At 72.9% G+C, this 24,598-nt stretch carries 19 protein-coding genes and 1 pseudogene; 6 read left to right on the plus strand and 14 right to left on the minus strand.

The features are described 5' to 3' along the window. Positions 1-3 precede the first annotated feature (3 nt). On the minus strand, positions 4-1,455 hold the full coding sequence (locus ACFPZN_RS12555; RefSeq protein WP_378282067.1) for a serine/threonine-protein kinase: 1,452 nt from the start codon (positions 1,453-1,455) through the stop codon (positions 4-6). Here ACFPZN_RS12555 and ACFPZN_RS12560 point away from each other — a divergent pair. Then, positions 1,411-2,229 carry an NmrA family NAD(P)-binding protein gene (locus tag ACFPZN_RS12560; RefSeq protein ID WP_378282068.1) on the plus strand — a complete coding sequence of 273 codons (819 nt, stop codon included), beginning with the start codon at positions 1,411-1,413 and terminating at the stop codon, positions 2,227-2,229. The genes ACFPZN_RS12555 and ACFPZN_RS12560 overlap by 45 nt on opposite strands. A gap of 78 nt (positions 2,230-2,307) precedes the next feature. Then, positions 2,308-3,371 (plus strand): annotated as a pseudogene (locus ACFPZN_RS12565) (IS701 family transposase); the annotation flags it as partial. A 352-nt stretch (positions 3,372-3,723) separates the two neighbouring features. Here ACFPZN_RS12565 and ACFPZN_RS12570 read toward each other — a convergent pair. The 3 genes from ACFPZN_RS12570 to ACFPZN_RS12580 all read right to left on the minus strand — a co-directional run bounded on the left by ACFPZN_RS12570 (position 3,724) and on the right by ACFPZN_RS12580 (position 5,085). Further along, positions 3,724-4,002, minus strand: a complete 279-nt coding sequence (locus tag ACFPZN_RS12570; protein WP_378282069.1) for a DUF397 domain-containing protein — start codon at positions 4,000-4,002, stop codon at positions 3,724-3,726. 79 nt (positions 4,003-4,081) lie between these two features. Then, entirely contained in the window at positions 4,082-4,273 is a 192-nt protein-coding gene (locus ACFPZN_RS12575; protein WP_378282070.1) for a DUF397 domain-containing protein, read from the minus strand. Further along, on the minus strand, positions 4,273-5,085 hold the full coding sequence (locus ACFPZN_RS12580) for a helix-turn-helix domain-containing protein (protein WP_378282071.1): 813 nt from the start codon (positions 5,083-5,085) through the stop codon (positions 4,273-4,275). Before ACFPZN_RS12580 ends, ACFPZN_RS12575 begins: the two co-directional genes overlap by 1 nt. A 138-nt stretch (positions 5,086-5,223) precedes the next feature. On the opposite strand from ACFPZN_RS12580, the gene ACFPZN_RS12585 reads away from it, so the two are divergent. Beyond that, complete coding sequence (locus tag ACFPZN_RS12585; RefSeq protein ID WP_378282150.1) at positions 5,224-5,607, plus strand: ATP-binding protein; 384 nt, start codon at positions 5,224-5,226, stop codon at positions 5,605-5,607. A 330-nt stretch (positions 5,608-5,937) separates the two neighbouring features. Here the strand turns inward: ACFPZN_RS12585 and ACFPZN_RS12590 are convergent, their stop codons facing one another. After that, a complete protein-coding gene (locus tag ACFPZN_RS12590) occupies positions 5,938-6,537 on the minus strand; it encodes a hypothetical protein (protein WP_378282072.1) in 600 nt (199 codons plus the stop codon). A gap of 178 nt (positions 6,538-6,715) precedes the next feature. On the opposite strand from ACFPZN_RS12590, the gene ACFPZN_RS12595 reads away from it, so the two are divergent. Beyond that, entirely contained in the window at positions 6,716-7,651 is a 936-nt protein-coding gene (locus ACFPZN_RS12595; RefSeq protein WP_378282073.1) for a phosphotransferase, read from the plus strand. Between the two features lie 38 nt (positions 7,652-7,689). Here the strand turns inward: ACFPZN_RS12595 and ACFPZN_RS12600 are convergent, their stop codons facing one another. Both ACFPZN_RS12600 and ACFPZN_RS12605 read right to left on the minus strand, forming a co-directional pair. Then, positions 7,690-8,043 carry a hypothetical protein gene (locus tag ACFPZN_RS12600; protein ID WP_378282074.1) on the minus strand — a complete coding sequence of 118 codons (354 nt, stop codon included), beginning with the start codon at positions 8,041-8,043 and terminating at the stop codon, positions 7,690-7,692. Between the two features lie 75 nt (positions 8,044-8,118). Further along, positions 8,119-8,928, minus strand: a complete 810-nt coding sequence (locus ACFPZN_RS12605; protein ID WP_378282075.1) for a TauD/TfdA dioxygenase family protein — start codon at positions 8,926-8,928, stop codon at positions 8,119-8,121. Between the two features lie 96 nt (positions 8,929-9,024). Between ACFPZN_RS12605 and ACFPZN_RS12610 the strand changes: the two genes are divergently transcribed. Then, on the plus strand, positions 9,025-9,678 hold the full coding sequence (locus tag ACFPZN_RS12610; RefSeq protein WP_378282076.1) for a TetR/AcrR family transcriptional regulator: 654 nt from the start codon (positions 9,025-9,027) through the stop codon (positions 9,676-9,678). 10 nt (positions 9,679-9,688) lie between these two features. Here the strand turns inward: ACFPZN_RS12610 and ACFPZN_RS12615 are convergent, their stop codons facing one another. The 7 genes from ACFPZN_RS12615 to ACFPZN_RS12645 are packed head-to-tail and all read right to left on the minus strand — an operon-like array spanning position 9,689 to position 21,919. Continuing rightward, complete coding sequence (locus tag ACFPZN_RS12615) at positions 9,689-11,254, minus strand: serine/threonine-protein kinase (protein ID WP_378282077.1); 1,566 nt, start codon at positions 11,252-11,254, stop codon at positions 9,689-9,691. Positions 11,255-11,268: 14 nt separating this feature from the next. After that, positions 11,269-12,834: a serine/threonine-protein kinase gene (locus ACFPZN_RS12620; RefSeq protein ID WP_378282078.1), complete on the minus strand. Its 1,566-nt coding sequence runs from the start codon at positions 12,832-12,834 to the stop codon at positions 11,269-11,271. A gap of 53 nt (positions 12,835-12,887) precedes the next feature. Then, positions 12,888-16,277, minus strand: a complete 3,390-nt coding sequence (locus ACFPZN_RS12625) for a hypothetical protein (protein WP_378282079.1) — start codon at positions 16,275-16,277, stop codon at positions 12,888-12,890. A 26-nt stretch (positions 16,278-16,303) separates the two neighbouring features. Further along, positions 16,304-19,447, minus strand: a complete 3,144-nt coding sequence (locus ACFPZN_RS12630) for a coiled-coil domain-containing protein (protein ID WP_378282080.1) — start codon at positions 19,445-19,447, stop codon at positions 16,304-16,306. Next, positions 19,444-20,145 carry a hypothetical protein gene (locus ACFPZN_RS12635; protein ID WP_378282081.1) on the minus strand — a complete coding sequence of 234 codons (702 nt, stop codon included), beginning with the start codon at positions 20,143-20,145 and terminating at the stop codon, positions 19,444-19,446. Before ACFPZN_RS12635 ends, ACFPZN_RS12630 begins: the two co-directional genes overlap by 4 nt. After that, positions 20,142-20,696: a hypothetical protein gene (locus tag ACFPZN_RS12640; protein WP_378282082.1), complete on the minus strand. Its 555-nt coding sequence runs from the start codon at positions 20,694-20,696 to the stop codon at positions 20,142-20,144. The genes ACFPZN_RS12635 and ACFPZN_RS12640 overlap by 4 nt, the downstream gene beginning before the upstream one ends. Then, positions 20,693-21,919 carry a hypothetical protein gene (locus tag ACFPZN_RS12645; protein WP_378282083.1) on the minus strand — a complete coding sequence of 409 codons (1,227 nt, stop codon included), beginning with the start codon at positions 21,917-21,919 and terminating at the stop codon, positions 20,693-20,695. The genes ACFPZN_RS12640 and ACFPZN_RS12645 overlap by 4 nt, the downstream gene beginning before the upstream one ends. Positions 21,920-22,088: 169 nt before the next feature. On the opposite strand from ACFPZN_RS12645, the gene ACFPZN_RS12650 reads away from it, so the two are divergent. Then, positions 22,089-24,566: an ATP-binding protein gene (locus tag ACFPZN_RS12650; protein WP_378282084.1), complete on the plus strand. Its 2,478-nt coding sequence runs from the start codon at positions 22,089-22,091 to the stop codon at positions 24,564-24,566. Positions 24,567-24,598: the final 32 nt, after the last annotated feature.

Here is a 24,598-nt window from a genome sequence, read left to right on the forward strand (position 1 = left end):
GCCTCAGCCGATGTAGAAGGTGAGGACGAGTGAGCCGTCCGTGGCCTTGGAGATCGTCGCGCCCGACACCGTCTGGGACGGATCCGTCCGGACCGAGATGTAGCAGCCGCTCACGCTGAGGCAATTGCCCGTGGCGGTGTCCACCACGCGCACGCCCTGCTGCTCGGTGAGCCAAGTCCGGGTGGCGGTGACCTGGCCGTCGACGTCGCAGTCCTGCATGTCGAAGCACAGGGTGCGCGTGACCTGCCACCTGTCGGGGGTGAGGTGCTCGACGGACCTCCCTTGACCCGGTGGTTTACCGAGCGCCTGCAGCTCGCGCATGGTGGCCCGCTGCCGCTCCTCGTCCGACGGCCCGCTCCACCACATGAACGCCGCCGTCGCGCCGCCCGCGACCAGCACGAGCGCCGCGACGGCGGCGGTCACCGCCCGCCTGCGCCCCGGTGACGGAGGGCGGGGCGGCGCCGCGTCCACCGCCGTCGGTGCGGCGGACGCCTGGGAAAGGCGAGCGAGCGCGTCGTGGAGCTGCTCCGGGGACAGGCGCTGGCGCGGATCGCGTTGCAGCAGGGCCATGATCGTGGGCCCGAGGGGACCTGCCCGCCCGGGGGAGGGGGGATCCTCGGTCGCCACAGCGACGAAGACCGCTCCCGCGTTGGGCCCGTTGAAAGGCGGACGGCCTTCCACCGCCGTGTAGAGCGTCGCGCCGAGCGACCACAAGTCGGAGGCGGGAGTGGCGCCCTGGCCGCGCACCTGCTCGGGGGACATGTAGGCGGGGGTGCCGATGGCCACGCCCGTCCGGGTCAGGGCCACGTCGCCGTCGACCGCCGCGATCCCGAAGTCGGTCAGGACGACGCGGTCGTTCTCCAGCAGCACGTTGGCCGGTTTGATGTCGCGGTGCGTGATGCCCGCCTGATGGGCCGCGCGCAGGGCGGCCAGCACCTGCATGCCGATCCGCGCGACCCGCTGGGGTGGCAGCGGCCCCTCCGCCTGGAGCAGGTCTTCCAGGGAGCGTCCGTGGACCAGTTCCATGACGATCCAGGGGGGCCGTCCTCGCCGGTGACCCGGTCGTGGACGGTGATGATGCCCGGGTGTTTCAGCCCTGCGGTGGCACGTGCTTCCCGGTCCAGTCGCGCGATCCATGTGCGCCGCTCGTCGTCGGTCAGGTCCTCGAGGAGGCGGAGCTCCTTGACCGCCACCTCGCGGTCGAGCCGTTCGTCGCGGGCCCGCCAGACGGCCCCCATCCCGCCCCGGCCCAGCAGCGAGCCCAACCGGTAACGGCCCGCCAGCACAAGATCGTCCACGGTACTCCAGCCGCACTTGGCGATCTCGGTCTGATCGCTCCGAGAGCCGCTTGACCTCAAGTGATCTTGAGGTTCTAACGTCGTGGTGATATCCCACGACGGAAGGAACGTCATGACCATCCTGGTCACCGGAGCCACGGGGAACGTGGGCCGTCATGTGGTCGAAGAGCTGCTCAGCGGGGGGCACAGGGTGCGGGCGTTGACTCGTGCCCCCGCGGGCGCCGGCTTGCCTCACGGCGTGGAAGTGGCAACCGGCGATCTTGCGGTCGTCGACAGCCTGGCACCCGCGCTGGAGGGTGTGACCGCCGTGCACCTGATCACCTTTGACGCTGGGGACGGCGCTGCGTTGCGCACCGGTCCGCAGATCGCGCGGCTGGCCACCAAGGCGGGCGTCGGGCATGTGACGATGCTGTGGAGCGGCGAGCCGGGCCCGGTCGAGGAGGCCGTGGCGGCCGAGGGACTGCCGTGGACCACCCTCCAGCCGCAGGAGTTCATGTCCAACGCCCTCCTGTGGACCGGCTCGGTCCGGGCCGAGGGCGTGGTGCGCGAGCCGTTCGGCGCCACCCACAGCGCCATGATCCATGAGGCCGACATCGGTGCCGTGGCCGCCAGGACGCTGACCGAGGACGGCCACGTCGGCAAGGAGTACGTGCTGACCGGCCCTGAGGTCCTGGACATGCCGCAGAAGCTGGCCGTTCTGGGCGAGGCCCTGGGTCGCGACCTCCGGTTCGTGGAACTGACCGAACAGCAGGCGCGCGAGCGGATGCGCCGGGCGGGCGCCTCCCAAGAGGCCATCGACCACGTCATCGGCTGGTACGCCGACCCGCCCAAGGAGGCGTACACGGTGACCGACACCGTCGAGCGGATCCTCGGACGCCCGGCCCGGACCTTCGCGCAATGGGCGCGGGAGAACGCCGAAGCCTTCCGCTGATACTCCAGCCACGCTTGGCGATCTCGGTCTGATTGAACCAGATGATCGGCGGTGGCCGTGCCGCCCACTGTGGAGGAGATCGATCCTGCGGGGTGGGTCGATGGGCTCGAGGAGTTGTTCGCGCAGGTGGCGGCACCGTTCAGGCGGAGCGAGCCCCGGTTGCGTGCCCGGTCGTATCTGCGGGGGTTGTTGAGCGGGCGGGAGCGCAAGAACGGGTGGTCGCTGGCGGAGTTCGCCGGGGACGTCACGCCGGACGGGATGCAGCGGCTGCTCAACCATGCGAAATGGGACGCCGACGCGGTGCGGAACGCGTTGCGGTGGCAGGTGGCCGAGCGGCTCGCTTTCCCGGAGGGGGTGCTGGTGGTCGATGACACCGGATTTGAGAACAAGGGACGCCGGTCGGCGGGGGTGCAACGCCAGTACACCGGCACCGTGGGAAAGATCACCAACTGTCAGATCGGGGTGTTCTGCTCATATGTGAACCCCGCCAAGGATCGGGTGCTGATCGACCGGGAGCTGTATCCGCCGGAGTCCCGGCTCGCCGGCCCGGAGCGTCTGGCGGAGGCCGGTGTCCCGGACGGGACGGTGTTCGCTACCAAGCCGGAGCTGGCGTGGCGGATGATCGAGCGCGCCTGCGACGATCCGCTGCTGGTGTTCGGGTGGGTCACCGGTGATGAGGCCTACGGCGACAACCCCTCCTTCGTGAACGCTGCCGGAGCCGCGGGGTGAACCAGATGTTCGCCGTGTTCTTCGATCACCCGATCAGGCTGAGGCGGGACAAGACCCGTGCCGACCACGCGTTCGCCGCCATGGACGCTGGTGCAAGGCAGCGGTACTCCTGCGGGGCCGGCGCCAAGGGGCACCGGTTCTACGACTGGGCATGGATCCAGACGGACGACCACCAGGACGACCACCAGGGCGGCCAGCAGGGCGGCCAGCAGGGCGGCCACGGGTGGGTGCTGGCCCGGCGCTCCATCCCGGTCTCCTTGCCCGAACTGGTGTGGGGCGCCGGGGCCCGGTGGAGCGTGGAGGCATGTTTCCAGGCAGCCAAGAACGAGGTCGGCCTGGACCACTACCAGGTCCGCAAGCACACCGCCTGGTACCGGCACATCACCCTGGCCATGGTCGCCCACGCCCACCTGGTCTTCCTAGCCGCCAGGCGCCCACCCGACCCCGGCGACCGGCACAACCACCGGCACGGCGAGGACCTCGACGACCTCGCCACACAGGGGGCCACCACAGCAGGGACGATCGCCCTGTTACCGGCCGGACGAGGACGATCCGGGCGTGCTGATCCCGCTCACCGTCAACGAAATCCGCCGCATACACGCCCTCCTGCATCGGCCTTGGCACCCCGTCCAACACCATCTGCACTGGTCACACTGGCGACGACGCCACCAAGCCCGCGCCCGAGGATGCCACTACCAGCGGCAACGACGCCTCATCGACCACTAAATGCGGCTGGAGTAATAGACCCTAACCGGATCACAGGGGTCAGGCTCGGTCGAGTGCGCCGTCCTTGATGTTCTTCACCAACTCGCCGAACGCTGCCCCGCTCACGGCGAGCCGATCACCGTCGGGATCTTTGGAGTCCCTGATCCCGACCAAACCCCGCAGCCCGGCCACCTCGACGCACATCTCATCGCTTGAACCACCGCTGTAGGAGCTCTTGCGCCACGACAAGGCGAGATCGTCGGGGAGTGAGGCGACTTCAACGCACGTCGCATCTTTCGCGCCTCCGCTGTAGGAGCTTTTGCGCCACTGGACGGTCATTGGGGTCTCCTGGTGTCCGGTCGGCTGGTGGCGAGGTGCTGTGGTTTGTCGGCGCCTCGCCACCACTCAAACACCGGGGTCAGCCTCGGTCGAGGTTGCCGTCCTTGATCTTCTTCACCAGGTTGCCGAACGCGGCGCCGCTCACGGCGATCCGCTCTCCGTCAGGATCTTTGGAGTCTCGAAGCTTCACGGCTCCGGAAAACTGGGCAACTTCAACGCACATCTCGTCGTTTGAGCCACCGCTGTAGGTGCTCTTGCGCCAGTGGGCCATCAGCCATATCCCTTCATGAGCTTCCCGATCAGGGTCCGGGAGGTGTCCTCGGACGAGGCTCTTGCCCCGATCATCTCGAAATCTACGGCTAGATCGCGAACCTCGGAAGGGTCTTGAATCAAGCGCCCTCCCCCGAAGGCGCCGATGTACGCAACATCCCTGTTCTCAAGGCTCATGATCTGGAAGGGCCCGTTCATGCCGTGGTGAGCGCCCTCGGACTTCGCGATCACGCGAATGATGACGTTCGGCTGCTCACCCAGATCGAGCAGGCGCTGGAGTTGTGCTCTCATGATGCTCTCACCGCCTACCGGGCGGTCGAGCGCTTCTTCGGTGAGCTGTACCACGAGCAACGGCGGATCTTCGCCGCCGAGGATGCCCTCCTGCCGGTTCATCCGCCTCTGGACGGCCTCTTCGACGTCCTTCGTCCGACCCACGCTGATAACAGCGCGGGCGTAGTCCTCGCTCTGGAGCGGGATGGGGATGAGCAATCCCTGGTAGATGCGGATGATCCTGGCCTTGGCCTCGTACTCGGTGCTCTGACGGAACCAGTCCGGGTCGTGGGCGGCGCGGGCGAACCAGAGCAGCCGCTGGAAGTGGCCTCCGGTGTCCCACAGTTCGTCGAGGGCCTTGGCCTGGGACATGTCGATCCGGGCGCGTCCCGCCTCCAGGTTCGCAACGTGCGACCGAACGCAGCCGATGATCTTGCCGATCTGTGTGCCGGTGAGGCCGTGTTTCTGCCGGTAAAACCGCAGGTCGTGGGCCAGCCACGCGTAGAGCGAGGAGTATGGGTCGAGGTCGTCGGCGGCGGACATCGAGGCGCCTCCCATGTTTGGGATGTTTGTTAATACGCGACACCCTACTCCGAGCAAGTGATTCTTAAAGGGGAAAAGGAGAAGTCGGAGAAAGGTGGGTGGATGGTGGCGACAGGTCGAGATTGTCTGCTTATTTCCATGTTGGCATCCGCAGCTGCTGCCGGGTTGGCCCGAACTCTGATGAATGCCAGACTTTCTTCATGGGGGTGCGCGCATATTTCAGACGATGCCGCCCTCATCGCATCTGAGTTGATCAACAATGCGATCAACGAGACGCCCGGCAGGGAGATCCGTTACCGGATGAGCCTGGAGGGCGACGAGGTCCTCATGGCCGTGTGGGACTCGTCCGAGCGCACGCCGTGCCCCAGGGAGCCCGCCCACGTCGCGCTCGACCTCTCGCCCGAGGCCTGGGACGACAACGGCGGCTGGGGCCTGTCCATCGTGACCGCGCTCGCGGTCAGCTCCGGCTACACCACCGACCCGAGTGGCGGGAAGTGGGTGTGGGCCCGTCTCAAGCCCTGAGGCCGACGGGCGGAACGGGGCGAAGTGGGGTGACCTTCCGGGCGTCCGTGGCGAAAGGGAGATGTCCGAAGCGAGATCGAGTGCAGGTGACGATCGGAGCCGCAGTGGTTCTCACAGCCCGCAGGTCCTTGGGTGAGGACGAGGTGACGCTCTCGCTGCGCGAACTCGGCGGAGAGTTCACGGTTTAGGGGCGGACCGGCTGGCCGGTCGTCATCTCGGGTGTCCGGTACTGGGAGCCGCGGTTCGAGGCTCAGAACGAGGACGCCGTCGGGCAGGTGACGGCGGAGGGAGCGGGCCATGGAGGAGGACACGTTCTGACGTCGTCATGCCTCACGGGTCGGGTCGACCGGTCGCGACCAGGAGGAGGGACGCGAGGAAGATCAGGCCGAGTTCGGCGGCGCCGAGCAAGAAGATGTGACGGTGCTCCATGGCCCCCTTGTCACCGGCCAGCCTTGCCTCGTCCGAACTCCCCTCGGGGTCGTAATGGACGCGGACGTGCTGGTTCACCCGCAGGGTGCGGTCGGACCGGGTGATCGAGGAGGGCCCGCCGCCGTCGCAGGCCAGCCGGTGGGCGTAGACGGTACCGGCCCCGTTGAAGCCCTCCTCTTCGGTGATGGTCAGGATCCGGCAGGTGGTGAAGCGTCCGCGCTCGTGCAGCAACCACTCGCTGAACCCGGCCGGAACGGTCCCGGTGAAGAACAGGGCGACGAGCCCGGCGAAGACCACGCCGCCGGGGTGGGCCCCGGCCTTGATCAACAGGACCGTCCATAGCCCCAGCACCACGAGACCGGCCAGGACGAACGCCAGGATCAGCGCCCATCCCCGTACGCCGCCGGGCCCGTCGAAGATCGCCCACGACATGCCGAACACCGCGGCGGCCAGCAGCGACAGCAGTCCCGCCGCCGCCACGCATCTCAAGAACCGCCGCACGGCCGCCTCCTCCGTCCGCCCACGACAGGATCCCATCGGGGATACGGGCCCGTCGGCTCTCCGGACCTCTCAACACCGCACGGTATGAACCTGGGGCATGGCCGTGCGTTCGTCGCGCTCCCCGGTGTCGACGCGGCAGGCTCGCGGGTGGTGCGCCGGATCGGTAGCGTCGCCTGCCATGGACGCCACCGCCCGGGAGTGGGCACCCGAGCACGAGGTCGGTCCGGACCTGGCGGCGCGGCTGGTGGCGGAGCGCTTGCCGGAGTTCCGCGGCGTCGCGATGGAGCCGCTGGGCATCGGATGGGACAACACCGTGTTCGTGGCCGGTGGCGAGTGGGTCTTCCGCTTCCCGCGCCGCTCGATCGCGGTCCCCCTGATCGAACGGGAGATCGCCGCGTTGCCCGTCTTGGGCCCCAGGCTGCCGCTGCCGATCCCCGCACCGGAGTACGTGGCGCGAGGCGGGTCGCCCGACTTCCCCTGGCCGTTCTGGGGCGCCCGGATGGTGCCCGGACGCGAACTGGCCGAAGCCGGACCGGGCGACGGCGCGCGGGAACGGGCGGCGGCCGGGGCCGGAAGGTTCCTGCGTGCGCTGCACGATCCCGTCCTGGTCCCGCGCGTCGACCTGCCCAGCGACCCTCTGCGCAGGGGCGATGCACCGTACCGGGCGGGCCTGGCCCGGACGAGGCTCCAAGCGCTGGCGGAGCAGGGGCTATGGGAACCCGACCCGGCCGCGTGGGCACTGCTGGACGCCGCCCCTGGCGCGCCGCCGCCCGGCGGAACCGCGGTGTGCCACGGCGATCTGCACGCGCGCCATCTCATGATCGGTGACGATGGGATAGCGGCCGGGGTCATCGACTGGGGAGATGTCTGCCTGGCCGACCCGGCGGTAGACCTGTCCCTGGCGTACGGGGCCTTCGCCGGTACGGCCCGTGCCGTGCTGCTGGAGGCCTATGGACGCCCGGTGCCTCCCGAGCGTGAACTGGCCGCCCGTGTCCTGGCCGTGTTCCTCTGCGCAGCCCTCGCCCAGTACGCCGCGGCCGAGGGACACCGCATGCTCTTGGCGGAAGCCCTCACCGGCATTGGCCGAGCTGCACGGGACTGCCGGGAGCGGTGAAACGGCCGGCCCCGCCGAGACCGGTGTGCCTGTGAGCGTCAGCTCCCGAGGCGTTCGCGCCAGGCGCCGCCGTCGTCGGGGACGATGGCGACCACCTCGATCTCGACGCCCTTGTGGACGCCCTCTGCCAGGAGATGAAGGGTCTCGCGCCGTGCGTTCTGTCGCGTGACCACGTCCACTTTGAGGAACCGGGCCCACTGCTCGATCTCGTCGTGGGCGGCGCCGATGCCGTCCGGTGTATCGCTGCCTGAGTGCTCGACATTTCCGTGGAGGCAGGCCGGGGAGCGGGCGTACACGCTCCAGGCCGTGGGCGGCAGGTCCTGGGCCAGCAGCTCGGCCAGCACCTGAACCGCCTTGAGCTGGGCCGCTACGTCGGTCTTCGGTTTGCGCACGGGAGTGATCCTTTGCGACGACGGGCCGGTGCGCAAGGGGGCGCCGTCACAGGAAGGAACGCCGTGTCGCCGGTCCTAGACGGCGGCGGGGAGCAGCGGACGGCCCTCGACCTCGACGCGGTGGATCCTTCGGGCGGCCGGCCCGTAGTCGTTGATCGCGTAGTGCAGGACGAAGTGGTTGTCCCAGATCGCGACGTCTCCCACCGACCACCTCCACCGGCACACGGCCTCGGGCACGGTGATCGACTCGTACAGCGTCCGGAGCACGGACCTGCTCTCCGCGCTCGTCAGCTCGACGATCCGCCGCGTGAACGTCGGATTGACGAACAGCGCCCGCCTGCCGGTGATCGGATGCCGGTGCACGACCGGGTGCACGGCGTGCACCGCTCCCGCTCCCAGACCGTGCTCCGCCGTCAGCGGTTCGAGGAACCGCTTCATCGGCTCTGACAGGCGGTCGTAGGCGTCGATCTGGCTGGCCCACATCGTGTCGCCGCCCGTCTCGGGCAGCACCCGCATGTGCAGGACGGAGTAGCGGGGCGGCGCCGGTGCCCAGGTGACATCGGCGTGCCACGTGTCGGCGGCCGCCGTGCGTTCGTCGGCCGTGCTGATGACCCCGATCTGGGGGAATCCGTCGTCTTCGAGAGTGGGCAGGTAGTCGGGCGGCGTTCGGATCTCGCCGAGCAGGCGGGCGAGTGCCAGGTGACCGGCGGGCTCCAGCTGCTGCCGGGGGAACACCACCACGCCCCAGCGCGCGAGCACTTCGCGCAGCTCATGGACCGCCTCCGCATCCAGCGGCCGGCGCAGGTCCGTCCCTCGTATCTCCGCGCCGACCCGTCCGGCGAACGGCCGGACCTCGAACCGACCCGCGATCGCCACCACGTCCATCGGGCCCTCCTCTCTATAACAGATGTTTTAAATACAAACATGTGTTGGAGAAAGGTGTCAACGGCGCCCTGGGCGCCGCATGAGAGGATGCGGGGTGTGACAGGGCGACCGTCGGTCCGGGAACGAAGTCCCGTCGAGCTGATCGAGACGGCGGAAAGGCTCTTCGCGGTCCATGGCATCGACGGCGTGTCCCTGCGCCAGATCGGCAGTGAGGCGGGCCATCGCAACCCCGCCGCCGTGCAGTACCACTTCGGCTCGAAGGCGGCGCTGATCCGGGCCGTCCTCGAGCACCGGGTGCCGGCGATCAACGCCCGCAGGCTCGAGCTTCTCGAACGGCTTCGCGGCGAGGGCCGGCAGGACGACCTGCGCGGTCTCGTCGAAGCCATGGCCCGGCCACTGCTCGACCTGGATCCGCAGGCGCATCACTACGTTGTGTTCCTCGCCCGGCTCATGTCCCACCGCAGCGAGTTGCGGGCCGCCTACACCGCGACGCTGACCGACGCGATCAGCGCCGCCCTGGTCGCCCAAGGCATCAAGGCGGCGCTCGCCGACCTCCCCGAACCCATCCGTGAGCACCGCTTCTCCATGGCCATGGAGCTGATGGTGCACGTGATCGCCAACCGCCAGGTCCGGACCGGCGACCGGCGGCGCGACGGCCTCACCGAGGCCCTGTTCGCGAACGACCTCATCGACGGCATGGTCGGACTGCTCACCGCACCGCACACCCCCGCGGGCCGCCGACGAGCGTGATCGCCCCCTGTCAGGTCCATTGGGCGCGGGCGAGGATCTGCGTCAGGTTCGGGGTGTTCCATTCGTCGACGATCAGGATGCGCGAGGTCGGCAGGTACCACAGGCGCTGGACGAAGAAGACGTTCACCGGCCGGAGGCGTGTGTCGGCGCACTGCATCCGCCATTCGCGGTACTCCGCCGTACGGTCGCCGACCTGGACGAAACTGTTCTTGAGCAGGCGTTCACCGCTTACCGCCCGAAGGCTAGGGCGTGGTGGGCAGTCGTGCGACGGGTCGGTTCCCGGGTGCCACGCATAGTCGGGCCTATACCTCTCGAAGCCCGCGCCCACGGGCGGGTCGATCGACCGGCGGCCGAACACCCAGATCTCAGGGCAGAGTTCGTTGCGGGATTCATCGGGCATGCATCGGCCGGGCAAGTGGATCCGGTATCCGCCCAGTCCTCCCGGTATATGGGTGACCCGCCAGGTCAGGGGGGTGGTGATGGAGAAGTCGCCGAGGTTCAGGCGCTTGCTCGGTGGGCTGGGGCTGACGGTGGCGGCTGCGGGGCGTTCGACGGGTTCGGGGCGGGTGGCCTGGTAGACGCCGACGCGGCCGCCCACGGTGGCGGTGGCGACGGCGGTGCCTGCGACCGCGATGCCGGCTTTGGTGCTGAGGGCGGCGATCACGCCGGTGCTCGCCGTCGTGGTCGCGGAGCCTCCGGCCGACGCAAGCCCGGCGGCGGTCAGGGGGAACAGCGCGGCCAGGGCGACGACGCCTCCGGCGAGTGCGCGGGTGCCGCGGGTTTCCCAGGTCGGTCCGTACGCCTTGTTCGCGACGTTCTCTAACTCCGCGACGAACGCTTCGGCGCTGTCGGGGCGTTCGGTGGGGTCCTTGGCCATTCCGCGGGCGACCAGTTCGCGCAGTTTCTCGGGGACGTGTTCGATGGGGACGGGTGTGTTGAGGTGTCCGGCTCTGATGGCGGCGCGGTCGCCGGGTGGGTAGGGGCGTTGGCCGGTGATGCATTCGTAGAAGACGCAGGTGGCGGCGTAGACGTCGGTGGCCGGGCTCGCAGGGTCGCCGCGCCACTGCTCGGGGGCCATGTAATACGGCGTGCCCTCCTGGCTGCCCTCTCCGGAGTAGACGGCGACGCCGAAGTCGATGAGCTTGCTGCGGCCGTCGGCGGGGACGATGACGTTGGCGGGTTTGTAGTCGCGGTGGACGACTCCCGCGTTGTGTGCGGCGGCCAGGCCGAGAAGTGAGCCTTTGAGGACGGTCAGGGCGGCCTCGGGCTGCAACGTTCGGTGGTGGGCGAGGACCTTGGTGAGGGGGACGCCGTTGACCGCCTCCATGACGATGGCGATGCCGTTGTCGTTCTCCACGAGCCGGTAGAGGCGGGCGACGTGGGGGTGGGTGACGCGGCCGAGCATTTGGGATTCGTGCCGGAAGCGTTCTCGGCTGTCGGGGTCGGCTTCGGCGGGGAGGTACTTGATGGCGACGGGGGTTCCGGCCTTGGCGTGGCGGGCCAGGACCACCTGGCCTTGGCCTCCGCGGCCCAGTTCTCGGACCTCTTTGAAGCCGCGTACCTGCCAGTCGGTCACCGGTCGCCTCCTCGTCAGGTCCATTGGGCGCGGGCGAGGATCTGCGCCAGGCCGGGGGTGTCCCATTCGTCGACGATGAGGATGCGCGAGGTCGGCAGGTACCACAGGCGCTGGACGAAGAAGACGTTCACCGGGCGCGCGGTGAAGTCACCGCACTGCATCCGCCATTCGCGGTATTCGGCCGTGCGGTCGCCGACCTTGACGAAGCTCTTCTTGAGAAGGCGGCCTTGGCCTGCCGCCGGGAGCATGGGGCGGGGCGGGCAGTCGTGCGACGGGTCGGTTCCCGGGTGCCACTCGTAGTCGGGCTGGTAGCTCTCGATGTGCGCGTCCCCAGGCGGGTTGATCCACTGGCGGCCGAGGACCTTGATCTCCGGGCAGAGTTCGCCGCGGTACTCCGTGCGCGAGCATGTGCCGGGCACCCGGATCTCGTAGCCGCCCAGTTCTCCCCTCATGCGGGTGACGCGCCAGGTCAGGGGAGTGGTGATGGAGAAGTCGCCGAGGTCCAGCCGCTTGCCCGGCGGGCTCGGGCTCACGGTGGAGGCCGCGGGGCGTTCGACGGGTTCGGGGCGGGTGGCTTGGTAGACGCCGACGCCGCCGCCCACGGTGGCGGTGGCGACGGCGGTGCCCGCGACCGCGACGCCGGCCTTGGTGCCGAGGGCGGCGATCACGCCGGTGCTCGCCGTCGTGGTCGCGGCGCCTCCGGCCGAGGCCAGCCCGGCGGCTGTCAGGGGGAGCAGTGCGGCCAGGGCGACGACGCCTCCGGCGAGGGCGCGCATGCCGCGGGTTTCCCAGTCCACGCCGTAGGTGGTGCGGGCGACGTCCTCCAGTTCCTCGACGAACGCTTCGGCGCTGTCGGGGCGTTCGGCGGGGTCCTTGGCCATTCCGCGGGCGACCAGTTCGCGCAGTTTCTCGGGGACGTGTTCGACGGGGACGGGTGTGTTGAGGTGTCCGGCCCTGATGGCGGCGCGGTCGCCGGGCGGGTAGGGGCGTTGGCCGGTGATGCATTCGTAGAAGACGCAGGTGGCGGCGTAGACGTCGGTGGCGGGGGTGGCCGGTTCGCCGCGCCACTGTTCGGGGGCCATGTAGTAGGGGGTTCCGGCGAAGCTGCCTTCTCCGGAGTAGACGGCTACGCCGAAGTCGATGAGTTTGCTGCGGCCGTCGGCCGGGACGATGACGTTGGCGGGTTTGTAGTCGCGGTGGACGACTCCCGCGTTGTGTGCGGCGGCCAGACCGAGGAGTGAGCCTTTCAGGACGGTCAGGGCGGCCTCGGGTTCCAGCGTCCGGTGGTGGCTGAGGATTTTGGTGAGGGGGACGCCGTTGACCGCCTCCATGACGATGGCGATGCCGTTGTCGTTCTCCACGAGGCGGTAGAGGCGGGCCACGTGCGGGTGGGTGACGCGGCCGAGCATCTGCGACTCGTGCCGGAAGCGTTCCCGGCTGTCGGGGTCGGCCTCTGCGGGGAGGTACTTGATGGCCACGGGGGTGCCCGCGCGGGCGTGGCGGGCCAGGACCACCCGGCCCTGGCCGCCGCGGCCCAATTCGCGCACCTCGCTGAAACCGGAGACCGACCACTCGCTCACGCGCCCTCCCCACCGCTCGTCGGTGCGTGTGACGCTCGGAGGGGAGCGCGGGTTCATTCCTCCGCGGTCAGAATGGTGCGCGCCGCGTAGGTCACGTCGGGGTTCGGGTGGACGCGCAGGCGGCGGAGTACGGCCCTCCACTCCTCCGGCCAGCCCGCGCGCGGGCCCTGCGTGTCGGCCAGGGCGCAGGCGAAGAGGCCGGAGGCCAGGTCGTCGCGGGAGGCCAGTCGTACGGCGTGCGGCAGGGCCGCCTCGGGGCCCGGCTCCAGTGCGCCGTGGTACCAGGGGGCGACGCCCTCGTCCAGGTCCAGGACGTGGCGTCCGAACGCGAGCGAGCGCGCGACCCGTTCGACGGCGAAGGCGCCGCCGATGGGCCGGGCGGCGAGGGCGTCCAGCCGCGCCTCGGCGTCCGGGGCGTCCCAGGGGAGCGTGGCGGCGAGGAGCTCGGACGCCAGCGGCTCGGGGAGGCAACCGTCGAGGGCGCGGACGACGGGTTCGTTCTGGGCGCGGTTCATGCCGTGGCTGGTTCGGGCGTGCCCGACGATCGAGGCGAGGCGCTGCGCGGCGGGCAGGTCGCGTTCGGCCTCGGCGTCGCGGGCGTCGCGGGCGGCGGCCAGGTTCTGCACGGCTGCGGCCAATTCCTCCAGGCCGTGTCCGGCCTGGACGCACTGGAAGAGGGAGCCGAACGCGGAGTCCCAGGTGCCGGTCCGGTCGAGGTCGGTCAGGTGCCCGGCCAGGAGCGCCGGGACGCCGGGCGCGTAGGTCGCCCACATGTGCAGCCAGGGCAGCGCGGACGTCGACGCCTCCGGGTCGTCCGAGCGGGCGACGTCCAGGACCAGCTCGGCGAACCGCGGGCGGTGTTTCTCCTCGACCATGTACGGGCGGGCGTCGATGACCTGCCGGGCCACGTCGCGGGGGCCGCGCGCGGCCTCCTCCAGGATCCGCAGCGCCCGCGGGTCGTCCAGCCGGTCGCGGGCGGCCGAGGCGATCGCCGCCCGCACGTCGCGGTGCTGGCCGGGATCGTCCCAGGCCGCGGCGACCACGCCCATCGCGTCCGGCACCCGGTTGCGCAGCAGGATCCGCAGCGCCTCCTTCCGCGCGGTGATCTTGCCGTCGGTGAGTACGGGGGCCAGCAGGGCGGTCAGCTCGGACGGCGCGACGAACCGGGTGGCCCGGCTCGCGGCGTACATCGCCACGTGCGCGTCGTCGGAGGAGGCCAGGTCCAGCAGGTCGGGCAGCAGTTCGCCCGGCGCGGCCAGCCAGACGGAGGAGGTGAGCGCCAGCCGGGACAGGTAGGCGTCGTCCTCTTCGAAGTAGGCGCGCAGGTGGGGGTCGTAGTAGCGGCGCAGGTCGTCGGGCGTCGCGCCGGGTACCCGGGCGACGATGGAGACGGCCCGGCCGCGCTCGCTCGTGGGCGTGGCGGAACTGGCGGCGATGCGGTGCAGCAGGTCCCGGTACTCCTCCTGCTGGCGGCCGGTCCAGCGGCGGGTCAGTGGTGGGTCCGCCAGCGGTACGTACCGGACGTCGGGGTGGCGGAAGCGGCCGGGCGGCGCCTCGTCCGACAGCGCCACGTTCAGGAGGTCGGTGCGGTCGCGGGCGATCGCGTTGAACACGGCCGGGATGAGGACGGTCGACGGGTCCTTCTCCACGACGCGGCCCACGCGCTCGGCGCGGGCGCGCGGCGCGGCCAGCCAGAGCCCGATCGCCTCCCGGATCACGCCGTCGTCGCGGGCGTCCAGGGCGCGCTCCAGGCCCTGCTGGATCTCCGGGACCCCGGCCGCGCGGTCGCGCAGCGCCCGCGCGAGGGCGAGTACGAGGCGGTGGTCGTCCCGGGCACCCGACCTGTCTAGGTGCGCGGCCAGGGCGCGGCCGAGGGCCAGCTCCCGGCCCTTGGGCAGGCCGTCGCGGAGCCGTCCCAGCCGCAGGGTGCCGGACTGTCCGGCGAGCCTGCGCAGCATGTCGAACGCCAGCTCCAGCAGCTCGGCGCCGGCGTCGGCGGCGCCCTGGCGGCACAGCGCGACGGCGAGCCGGGTCAGCTGGTCGCGGGTCCCGTACGAGCAGTCGCGGGCGGTCAGCGCGTCGCCGGTCATGCGGGCGAACGCGGGGACGTGCGCGGCCCGCAGCATCGCGGTGGGCAGCGCGGCGAGCGAGCTCAGGGCGCTGAGCCGCACCGGGTCCTGCTCGTTGCGGAGCCGCCCGAGGTCCTGGTCGAGCAGCCGGGTCAGCACCTCGGGGGAGCGGGCGCGCCCGGCGCACATGATCAGCAGCTGGTAGCCGGTCGCGCGCTCGTCGGCGTCCGGCCTGCGGGTCAGCCCGCCCAGCACGGGCAGCGCCTCGTCGTAGGGGAGGAAGGAGGTGAGGTACCAGACCTTGCGGTGGTCCTGGGCGACCCGGGTCAGGCCCAGCGTCCGGCGGGCCTCGCGGGCGCGGGCCGCGTGCGGGAGCACCTCCATGAGGCCCTGGTCGAGCTCGGCGGTGGACAGGTCCACGCCCGTCATCGCCGCCGTGAACAGCTCGTCGCGGCGGGACGGCGGGGCCGCCTTCAGCAGCAGCGTCAGGGCGTGCGTGTTCTCCCGGACGGCGCGCGCGAACGCGGCCTCGTCCAGGTCGCCGAGGCGGATCAGCCGCTCGCGCACCGCCCGGGGGACCAGCAGGCCGGGCAGATGCCTGCGGTGCTCCTTGGCCAGCAGCAGCCGCTGCGTGCGCTCGGGGTCGGCCTTGAGTAGCTCGCCCAGCCGCGGCACCAGCGTGTAGGGCGGCGGCTCCTCGCCCCAGTGGCGCTCCAGCAGCGCGAGCACGCGGCCCGGGTCGTGCGGGACCGCCGCCGCGACGCCCGGACCGTGCCAGGCCCACCAGTAGCCGCGGAAGTTGTCGGGCGTCCGCTCCAGCTGGCGCTCGGCGTAGTCGAGTACGACGTCCGGGTGGGCGGTGCCGAGCGACTTCCAGTTCGGCACGGCGTGCGCGAGGCCGTCCAGGCGCTCCCGCACCGCCTCCTCACCGCAGGCCGGCAGCAGCGCTGCCGCCTCGGCCGCGCCCCACAGCTCGGCGACGCCGTCGATGAGCCGCTCGGCCAGATCCGCGCGCCGATACCGGCGGACCGCCTCGTACGCGGCCGCGCGCAGCGCCGAGGGGGCGTCCCGCAGCAGTTCCTCGAACGGCTCGGGCGGAGCCCCCAGGCGTACTGCCCAGCGCACCGCGTCGAACGCCAGGTCGGTGGCCGGGTCGCGCATCGTCCGGGCGATGTGCGCGATGGACGCCTCGTCCCGCACGGCGGTCGCGGCGAACAGCGCCAGCGAACGCTCGTAGTGGCCGCGACCGTCCAGCTCGTCCAGCAGGTCGCGCAACTCCGCCGACCCCGCGATCCGGCGCAGGTCCGCCAGGCGGCGGCAGCGTGCGGAGTAGGCCAGCGGTTCGATCTCGGCGAGAAGTTCGTCGGCGCGCATGCCGCGCCATACTGCCGGATCAGCGATCAGGATTCATCTGGAATATCCGCGTCCTCGGCGGGCCGCGCGGCGGTGACCTGGGCCGCCAGCATCCGCACCCGGGCCGCGTGCTCGTCGTACCCGACCACCACCGGCGGCTCGTTGTAGGGCATCGTGTCCGACGAGCGGCGCAGCTTCACGTACTGGCCGCACGCGTCGATCGCGTACGGCTCCATGTCGTCCTGCAGCGCGCCGATCACCGTGATCCCGTGCGTCTCGCCGATCTTGCGGAACAGCGCCACGGCCTCCTTGCGGTGCTCCTTGCCCAGGTTGCGGCCGAGCTCGTCCAGGACCAGGCAGAGGCGACCGCCGCCGGAGCTGGCCAGCGCCGCCGCGCACACCAGCTTGACCGCCTTCTCGTCCATCAGCGCGGTGTTGGCCCGCCGGTTGTACGGCACGTACCGCTGCCCGTCCGAGCGGCGCCACTTCGGCGTGACCCGCCACCGCCACTCCTGCTCGGGGTCGCCGGGCGGCTCGGGCGTCGGGAACTCCAGCGTCGCGCCGTAGCCGCCGTAGGACACGTCCAGCTTCTCGAACTCCTCCGACACCCGCTGCAGCCGCGCCCAGATCGCGGCGGTCAGCGCGGTGCGGTGCGCCTCGGCCGCGCCCGCCGCCTCCTCGGCGCCCTTCTGCGCCTTCTCCAGGTCGGTGCGGCGGCCCGCCAGCTGCACCTCGATCTGCCGCCGCTGGTGGCGCTCGTAGTCCTCCTGCTGCCGCAGGTAGCCCTCCAGCGCCTTCACCAGGCGGGGGAAGGTGGACTGCTCGCGCTCGGTGCGGCGGCCCTCCCCGTCGGTGCGCTCGCGCAGCAGGAACCGGATCTCCTCCGGCATGTCCTCGTCGGACGGACCCTCCGGGAACACGTGCCGCAGCGCCTCCGACAGGTGCTTCTCCGCGCTGTGCCACCACTCGGCGGGCGTCCAGGTGCCCTCGTCGGCGTCCAGCGTCGCCAGCCACTCGGCGGCGCCCTCCCGCGACCCGCCCCAGTCCTTCTCCAGCTCGGCCAGGCCCAGTTCGGCGCGCCGGTCGGCCAGCTCGGCGGACGCGGAGCGGATCCGGTCGCGCTCGCGCTCGTGCCCCTCCCGCCGCCCGCGCAGCCGGTCGACCTCCAGGGCCCGGGTGTCGGCCTTGGCCTGCAACCGGCGCAGCGTCTGCTCGGCCGCCCCCAGGCGCGGGCCGAGCCGCGCCTCGCCGCCCGCCAGCTCCTCCAGCCGCTCGCGCAGCTCCACCATCCGCTCCCGCACCGCCTGCAGCTCGGAGGCCGCGCGCGCCGCCGTCAGCCGCCGCCCGGCCACCGCCACGTCGGCGGCGGCGTCCTCGGCCCCGCGCCGCGCCTCGCCGAGGGCCTCCCCGGCCTCCTCCAGCGCCGCGCGGGCCGCCCGCATCCGCGCCTCCCGGCCGGTCACCGGCTCGGGGAAACCGCCCACGATCACCACGCCCGTGCCGTCCCCGCCGTCGAGCGCGGTGAAGAACCCGGTCAGCGGCCGGACGCAGCGCACCCCCTCGGGGTGGCCGCCCGCCTCACCGGCCGTTTCCGCGTCCGCCGGAACGATCATCGAACCGGGCAGCCCGGCCAGCGCCTCCGCCGCGCCGTCCAGATCACCGGGGCCGACCACCACGGCCTCCCGGTACGGCCACAGCGCCGCCTCCCAGCGGTCCCGGACCTCCGGCGCCAGCTCCACCGAGTCCAGCAGCCCGACCGCCGCGATCCCCGCACCGGCCAGCGCCCGGATCTGCGCCGGGGCGCTGCTCTCGCCCGCCTCGGCAGCGGCCACCGCCCGCTCCGCCCGCGCCACGGCGCCCTTGGCCATCCCGAACCGCTGCTGCGCCTCGTCGCGTCGCGCCTCCGCCTCGGCCAGCTCGCGGGACGCCGCGTCCACGTCCCGGCCGTCGGCCTCCCGGAGCCGCTCCTCCAGCGCCGACACCTGGTGGCGCAGCTCCTCCAGCCGGTTGCGGGCCACCGCCTTGTCCGCGCCCAGCGTGTCGGCCTGCCCCTTCAGGTCGGCCAGCGCCGCGCCCGCCTCGGCCAGCCGCTCCTCCAGCGCCCCGCCGGTGAGCTGCTCGATCTCCTTCTCGGCCGCGCGGATCGCCGCGACGGCCTCCTCGTTCTCCTGCCGCAGCCGCTCCTGCCCGGACGCGTGCGCGGCGTCGGCCGCCGCGGCGTCCACCAGCAGCCGCGCCTGCCGCGTCCGCCAGAACCGCTGCGCCCCCGCCACCGCGTCCCGGGCCCGGTCCCGCCGGTCGAAGGTCTTCAGCAGCGCCGCCGCCTCGCCCTCCCACCCGGCCAGCCGCTCGGCCGCCTCCGCCGCCCGCGCCCGCTCCCGGTGCTCCTCGGCCCGCGAGGTCCGCTCGGCCTCCAGCTCCCGGTCCAGCCCGGTCAGCGCCGCGATCGCGCTGAAGATCCGCTCCGGGGTGATCTCGTTCAGCGGCTGCGACAGCAGGTTGGTGGCGACCTTGGAGCGCACCGAGGTCGACAGGAACGACACGCACCGCACCTTCCCGCCGTACAGGACCCGGTTCAGGTCCTTGGCGACCAGGTCGCGGCGGCCCGCGCTGCGCGGCAGCCCCGCCCACAGCCGGTCGGCCAGCGCCACCCGCTCGGCCTCCGACGGCGCCGCCGCCAGATGCACGCCCGGCTGCCAGCGGATCTCCAGGTGCGGCGCGTCCACGTTCACCCGCAGCCACACCGTCAGCGGGCCGTCATAGGGGTCGGCCTCCTCGGGGTCGGCGGGCTCGGCGCGGACGGGCTCGGCGTCGGCGTGGTCGAAGACGCCGACGATGTACCCGTGGTCGGCGCTGGCCCACTGGCTGTCGCCCTGCGCCGCCAGCTCCGCGTTGAACAGCAGCTCCGCCACCGCCCGCGCGCCCGACGCGAACCGCCACTGCTCGTCGCCCAGCAGCGCCGTGATCGCCGCGATGAACGACGACTTGCCCGCCCCGTTGGAGTCCTTGGGCCCCTGCCCGGCCACCACGATCAGCGTCCCGGGCACGGTCGGCACCGGATGCGTCGACAGCCGCGAGATGTTCACCGCCTGCACCGCCACCAGCGTGCGGTCGCCGACGATGTCGTCCCCGGCCGGTCGCGCCGCCGCGACCCCCGGCAGCAGCGGTTCCGGTTCCAGCACGGCCGTCATGAGCTCCCCCGAACGTCGTCGAACTCCCGGCCCCGGCGGCGGGCGCGGATCGCCGCGGCCAGCGGCGAGTCCGGCCCCGCGGCCAGGATCAGCTCCTCCTGGAGGCGGCGGCGCGCGACGGGCGTCAGCCGGTGGAACTGCGCCCCCGGCACGAACCCGCCCGCCTCCTCCCCGGCCCCCTTGACCTGCGCCACCAGCCCCGCGGTCCGCAGCCGCCGCAGCGACGCCTCCAACTCCCCGACCGGCAGCTGCGACCGCCGCCGCAGCTCCTCCAGCGGAGCCGGGTACGTCGAGGTCCACGCGTCGTCGGCCAGTAGCCCCGCCGCCCGCGGGATCGCCACACTGTGGATCAGCACCAGCACCAGCGCCGCCCGGTCCTCGACCGGCAGGACGCAGTCCGGATCGGCGCCCAGCACCGCCGCCACGTCGTCCCGGTAGCCGGAGACCCACCCCGTCCCGTCACCGCGGGCGGACGGACCGCCGCGGCCCCCGGACCGGCTCGACCGCACCAGCGTCCGCCCGCCCAGCCGCAGCATCTCCTCCAGCGTGCGGCGCAGCGCGGGCTCGCGCAGCGCCGCGAACCGCACCTCCGGAACCGGCTCGGCCGCGTGCTCCACCGCCATGTACGCCGCCACCAGCTCCGCCCGACGCCGCTCGTCGTACGAGCGCAGCAGCGGCTCGAACATCTCCCCGCTCATCCGCTGCCTTCCGGTTCTTCCGGGGGCGGCTGCGGGAGGCGGCGCAGCAGATCGCGGAGCGAGGCCAGCGACTCCTCCCGCCACAGCGCCACGCGCGGCCCCGGCCGGACGGTCCCGCCCGCCTCGTCCAGCAGCAGCCAGCCGGTGTCGGCCAGCCGGCGCAGCTCACCGGTGGCCCAGCGGCGCGCCAGCTCCGGATCGCCGCGCGACATCCCCGCGTACACCTCCAGCACGGCCGCGACCGCCGCCGCCTCACCCGGCCACGGCGCGTCGTCCAGCCGCGTCCAGCAGCAGCGCAGCGCCGCCGCCAGCACCCGCCGCGCCTGCCCGGTGCGGTCCAGCGGCACGGGCGCGACCTCGTACTCCTCCAGCAGCGCCGGAGTCGCCCCGTCGGGCCACGACGGCAGCGGCCACACGCGCTCGCCGTCCGACGCCCCCGCCATCCCGGCCGGCATCGGCTCCGACACCGCGACCGGCGCCGGCCCCATGACGCGGGCCCGCGCCCGCGCCAGCACCTCCGGATCCACCCCGGCGGCGAACTCCCCGGTCACGGGCCCGTCCTCTCGAAGACCCCCGGCGTGACCCAGCTCGGGACGCCGTCGGGACGGGCGTGCAGGCCGTCCGACCACACCAGCCGGTAGGGCAGCTCGGGATGCAGGTTGACCGACGACAGATCCGACAGCAGCCGCCGCGCCGCCACCCAGTCCTGGGCGAGGACCTCCTCCACGGCCACGCGGTCACGGCCCCGCAGCACCTGCTCGGCCACGCCGCGCAGCCGCTCCACGGCCGCGGCGTCGCCGCCGGTGTCGTCCGACAGGCCCCGGTCCGGCAGCGACGCGCGCGGCGGCGCCGGACGCGGCGGCGTGGTGCGCGGGCCGTCCTCGACCGCCGTCACCACCGCCGACGGCTCGTGCCACGGCGCCGCCGCGTCGAACACGAACCCGTCCAGGATCCCCGCCAGCTCCTCGCGCGAGGCTGTCCGCGCGAACGTCCGCCACGTCTCCGGCGGCAGCAGCGTCAGGTTGCGGGTGGTGCCCGCCGAGTCCGACAGCCGCGACGCCGCGCGCCGCGAGGCGTCGCCGTAGGAGTAGATGGCCGCGCGCAGGTCGGTGCAGGCCCGGTCAAGCTCAGGCCAGCGCCGCAGGATCGCCCCGTGCAGCCGCTCGGCCCGCCGCAGGATCTCCTCGGTGCCCCACAGCTTGGGCGCCTGCTCCCGCAGCTCCTCGATCGTGCCGTTGGTCAGCGTGACCAGCTCCACGCTCCACAGCCGGAACGCCCGCGCCAGCCCCTCGGCCCCCGCCCGCGCCTGCTTCGCCGTCATCCGCGGGTCGGCCACATTCAGCTGCTCCAGCGCCAGCAGCCGGTGCATCTCGCTCTGCCCGCCGTCCAGCATCATCCGCCGCACGAACATCAGCCCGACGACGCTGGTGAACGACGCCCGGTAGCGCAGCTGGTTGGGCTTGGGGAACACCTCGCGGATCGCGCCGAGCCCCTTGAGGACGCGCAGCCGGTTCTCGAAGACCTCGGTGGAGTAGCGGCGGCACACGTACCGCATCTGCTCGCGGCTCAGCCCCTCCTCGCCCGCGTCGGCGAAGGCGGCCAGGAGCGTCTCGGCGACGTCCACCAGCTCCGGATCGTCCACCACGGCGCCGCTGTCGCGGGCCAGCGCGGCGAACATCTGCCGGTAGACCCCGAGCACGGCCTCGCCCACCAGCACGTCGTCGAGGCTGGCGGCGCCGGCTCCGCCGGCCGCGTTCTCTGAGGTGGGGGACACGGCGCACTACGGTACGGCCACACGGCCCCCAACGTGGAATCGGCGCCACTGGACGCTTCGTCAATACCTGTCAAACCAGGGACGCAGCAGGTGCGGCGGTGCCACACTCGGGACACCACACGGGGAAGTCACGGGCCGCCCATCTGAACAGTTGAACAGTTGTGGACGCATGACACCGCTCAAGAGCACGACCGGCGGCGACGCCGCCGGAACCAATCTGCCCGTCGAACCCGACCCCTTCATCGGACGCGAGCGCGACCTCGCCGACCTGCGCGCGCTCCTGGAGACCGTCCGCGCCGTCACGCTGTGCGGAACCGGCGGCATCGGCAAGACCCGGCTGGCCGTGCGCCTCGGGCACGCCCTGCGCGGCGCGTACGCGGACGGCGTGTGGCTCGCCGAGCTGGGCGACCTGCCCGCGCACGGCCCGCCGGACCCGGTCGCCAGGAGGGTCGCGTCCGTGCTGGGCGTGGCCGAGGAGGACGGGCGGCCGCTGCCGGAGACGCTGGCCGACGCGCTGCGCGGCCGGCAGGTGCTGCTCGTCCTGGACAACTGCGAGCATCTGGTCGCCGACTCCGCCCGGCTGACCGGCGCGCTGCTGGCCCGCTGCCCGCGGCTGCGGGTGCTGGCCACCAGCCGCGAGCCGCTGCGGATGGCGGGGGAGACGGTGTGGCGGGTGCCGCCGCTGGAGCCCGCCGAGGCCGCCCGGCTGTTCGAGGAGCGGGCCCGCGCGGCCCGTCCCGACTTCACCGCGGGCGGCGGCGCGGTCGAGGAGATCGGCCGGGCGCTGGACGGGGTGCCGCTGGCGCTGGAGCTGGCGGCGGCCCGGGTGCGGGTGCTGTCGGCCGAGCAGATCGCGCACCGGCTGGCCGACCGGTTCCGGCTGCTGAACGCCGGCGACCGCACCGCGCCGCCGCGGCAGCGCACGCTGCGCGCCGCGATCGACTGGAGCCACGAGCTGCTCGGCGAGGAGGAGCGGGTCCTGCTGCGCCGGCTGGCGGCCTTCTCCGGCTGGACGCTGGAGCAGGCCGAGGCGGTGTGCGCCGACGAGGTCCTCGGCGCCGACGAGGTGCTGGACCTGCTGGCCGCGCTGGTCGACAAGTCGCTGGTGACGGTGGGCGCCGAGGTCGCCGGCGAGGTCCGCTTCCGGATGCTGGACAGCGTCCGCCGGTACGCGGCCGAGCGGCTGGACGCGGCGGGCGAGGCCGCGGCGGTGCGGACCCGGCACCGCGACGCGCTGCTGGAGGCCGCCGAACGCCACGGCGAGATCGGCATCGCCGAGCAGGCCGCGCCGTGGGCCGCCCGGGTCGAGCTGTTCCGCCGCTATGACGCCGAGCTGGGCAACCTGCGCGGCGCGCTGTCCTGGTCGCTGGAGAACGGCGACATCGAGGAGGGCCTGCGGATCTGCACCGCGCTGCGGACGTACTGGATCGTGCGGGGCCAGGCCGCCGAGTGGGCTGAGTGGACGGACCGGTTCCTGGAGCGCGGCGACGGCCTGCCCGCGCCCGTGCGCGGTCCGGCGCTGGCCGGGCGCGCGCAGCTGGCCGTCGGGGGCCGCGACTTCGCGCAGGCGCGGGCGTTCGCGGAGGCGGCGCTGGAACCGTGCCGGGAGGCCGGGGACGACTTCATGACCGCGACCGCGCTGGTCACCCTCGCCGAGGCCGACACCCGCGCGGGACGGCTCGCGGAGGCCGCGGCCCGGCTGGCGGAGGCCGACGCGCTGGCCGCGCAGCCGGGGCAGGAGTGGAACCGGGCGTACGGGTCGATCGCGCGCGGCTACCTGCGCATCCGGGAGGGGCGGCTGCGCGAGGCGCGCGAGCCGCTGGAGTCGGGGCTGGAGACCATGCGCGGCATCGGGCAGCTGTGGGGCGCCGCGCACGCGCTGATCGGGCTGGGCCGGCTGGACGAGGCGCGCGGCGACCGGCCCGCCGCCCGCGCGCACTACGGCGAGGCACTGCCGATCCTGCGGGAGATCGGGGCGCGCCCGGAGCTCGCGCGGGCGCTGGCCGGGCTGGGCCGGGTCGCGCTCGACCAGGACGACCCTGGCGCGGCCCGCGCCGCGCTCACCGAGAGCCTGCGGCTGAGCCGCTCCACCGGCATCCGCCTGGACATCTCCCGCGCGCTGGACGCCTTCGCCGAACTGGCGGCCCGGGAGGGCGACCCGGCCGGGGCGGTGTTCCTGGGCGGCGCGGCGGCGGCGCTGCGGGAGGCGGCCGGGCGGGCACCGGACGCGGGCGCGCGGTTCGAGCGGGAACTGGAGCCGCTCCGCCGCGAGCTGGGCGAGCCGCTGGTCGCGCAGCTGTGGGCGGAGGGCCGGGCGGCCACGCTCGACGAGGCGGCCGGGCGGGCGCTGCGCGAGCCGGACCCCGCCGGGACGGCGGCGGCCGCGCCCGCCGCGCCCGCCGCTCCGGTCACCCCGCCCGTCACCCCGCCCAGCGTCCTCACCGCGCGGGAACGGGAGATCGCGCAGCTGGTCGCGCGCGGGCTCAGCAACCGCGCCATCGCCGCGGAACTGGTCATCAGCCCCGCGACCGTGGCACGGCACGTCACCAACATCCTGGCCAAACTCGGGTTCGGCTCGCGCGCCCAGGTCGCCGCGTGGGCGGTCGACCGGCTCGACTGCGGACCCGGCCCGGTGAGGAATGGGTGACGTACACACCCGACTACACACATCTTCGGATG

The organism is Actinomadura rugatobispora, assembly GCF_042656285.1.
In the GTDB taxonomy this organism is placed as follows: Bacteria; Actinomycetota; Actinomycetes; order Streptosporangiales; family Streptosporangiaceae; genus Spirillospora; species Spirillospora rugatobispora.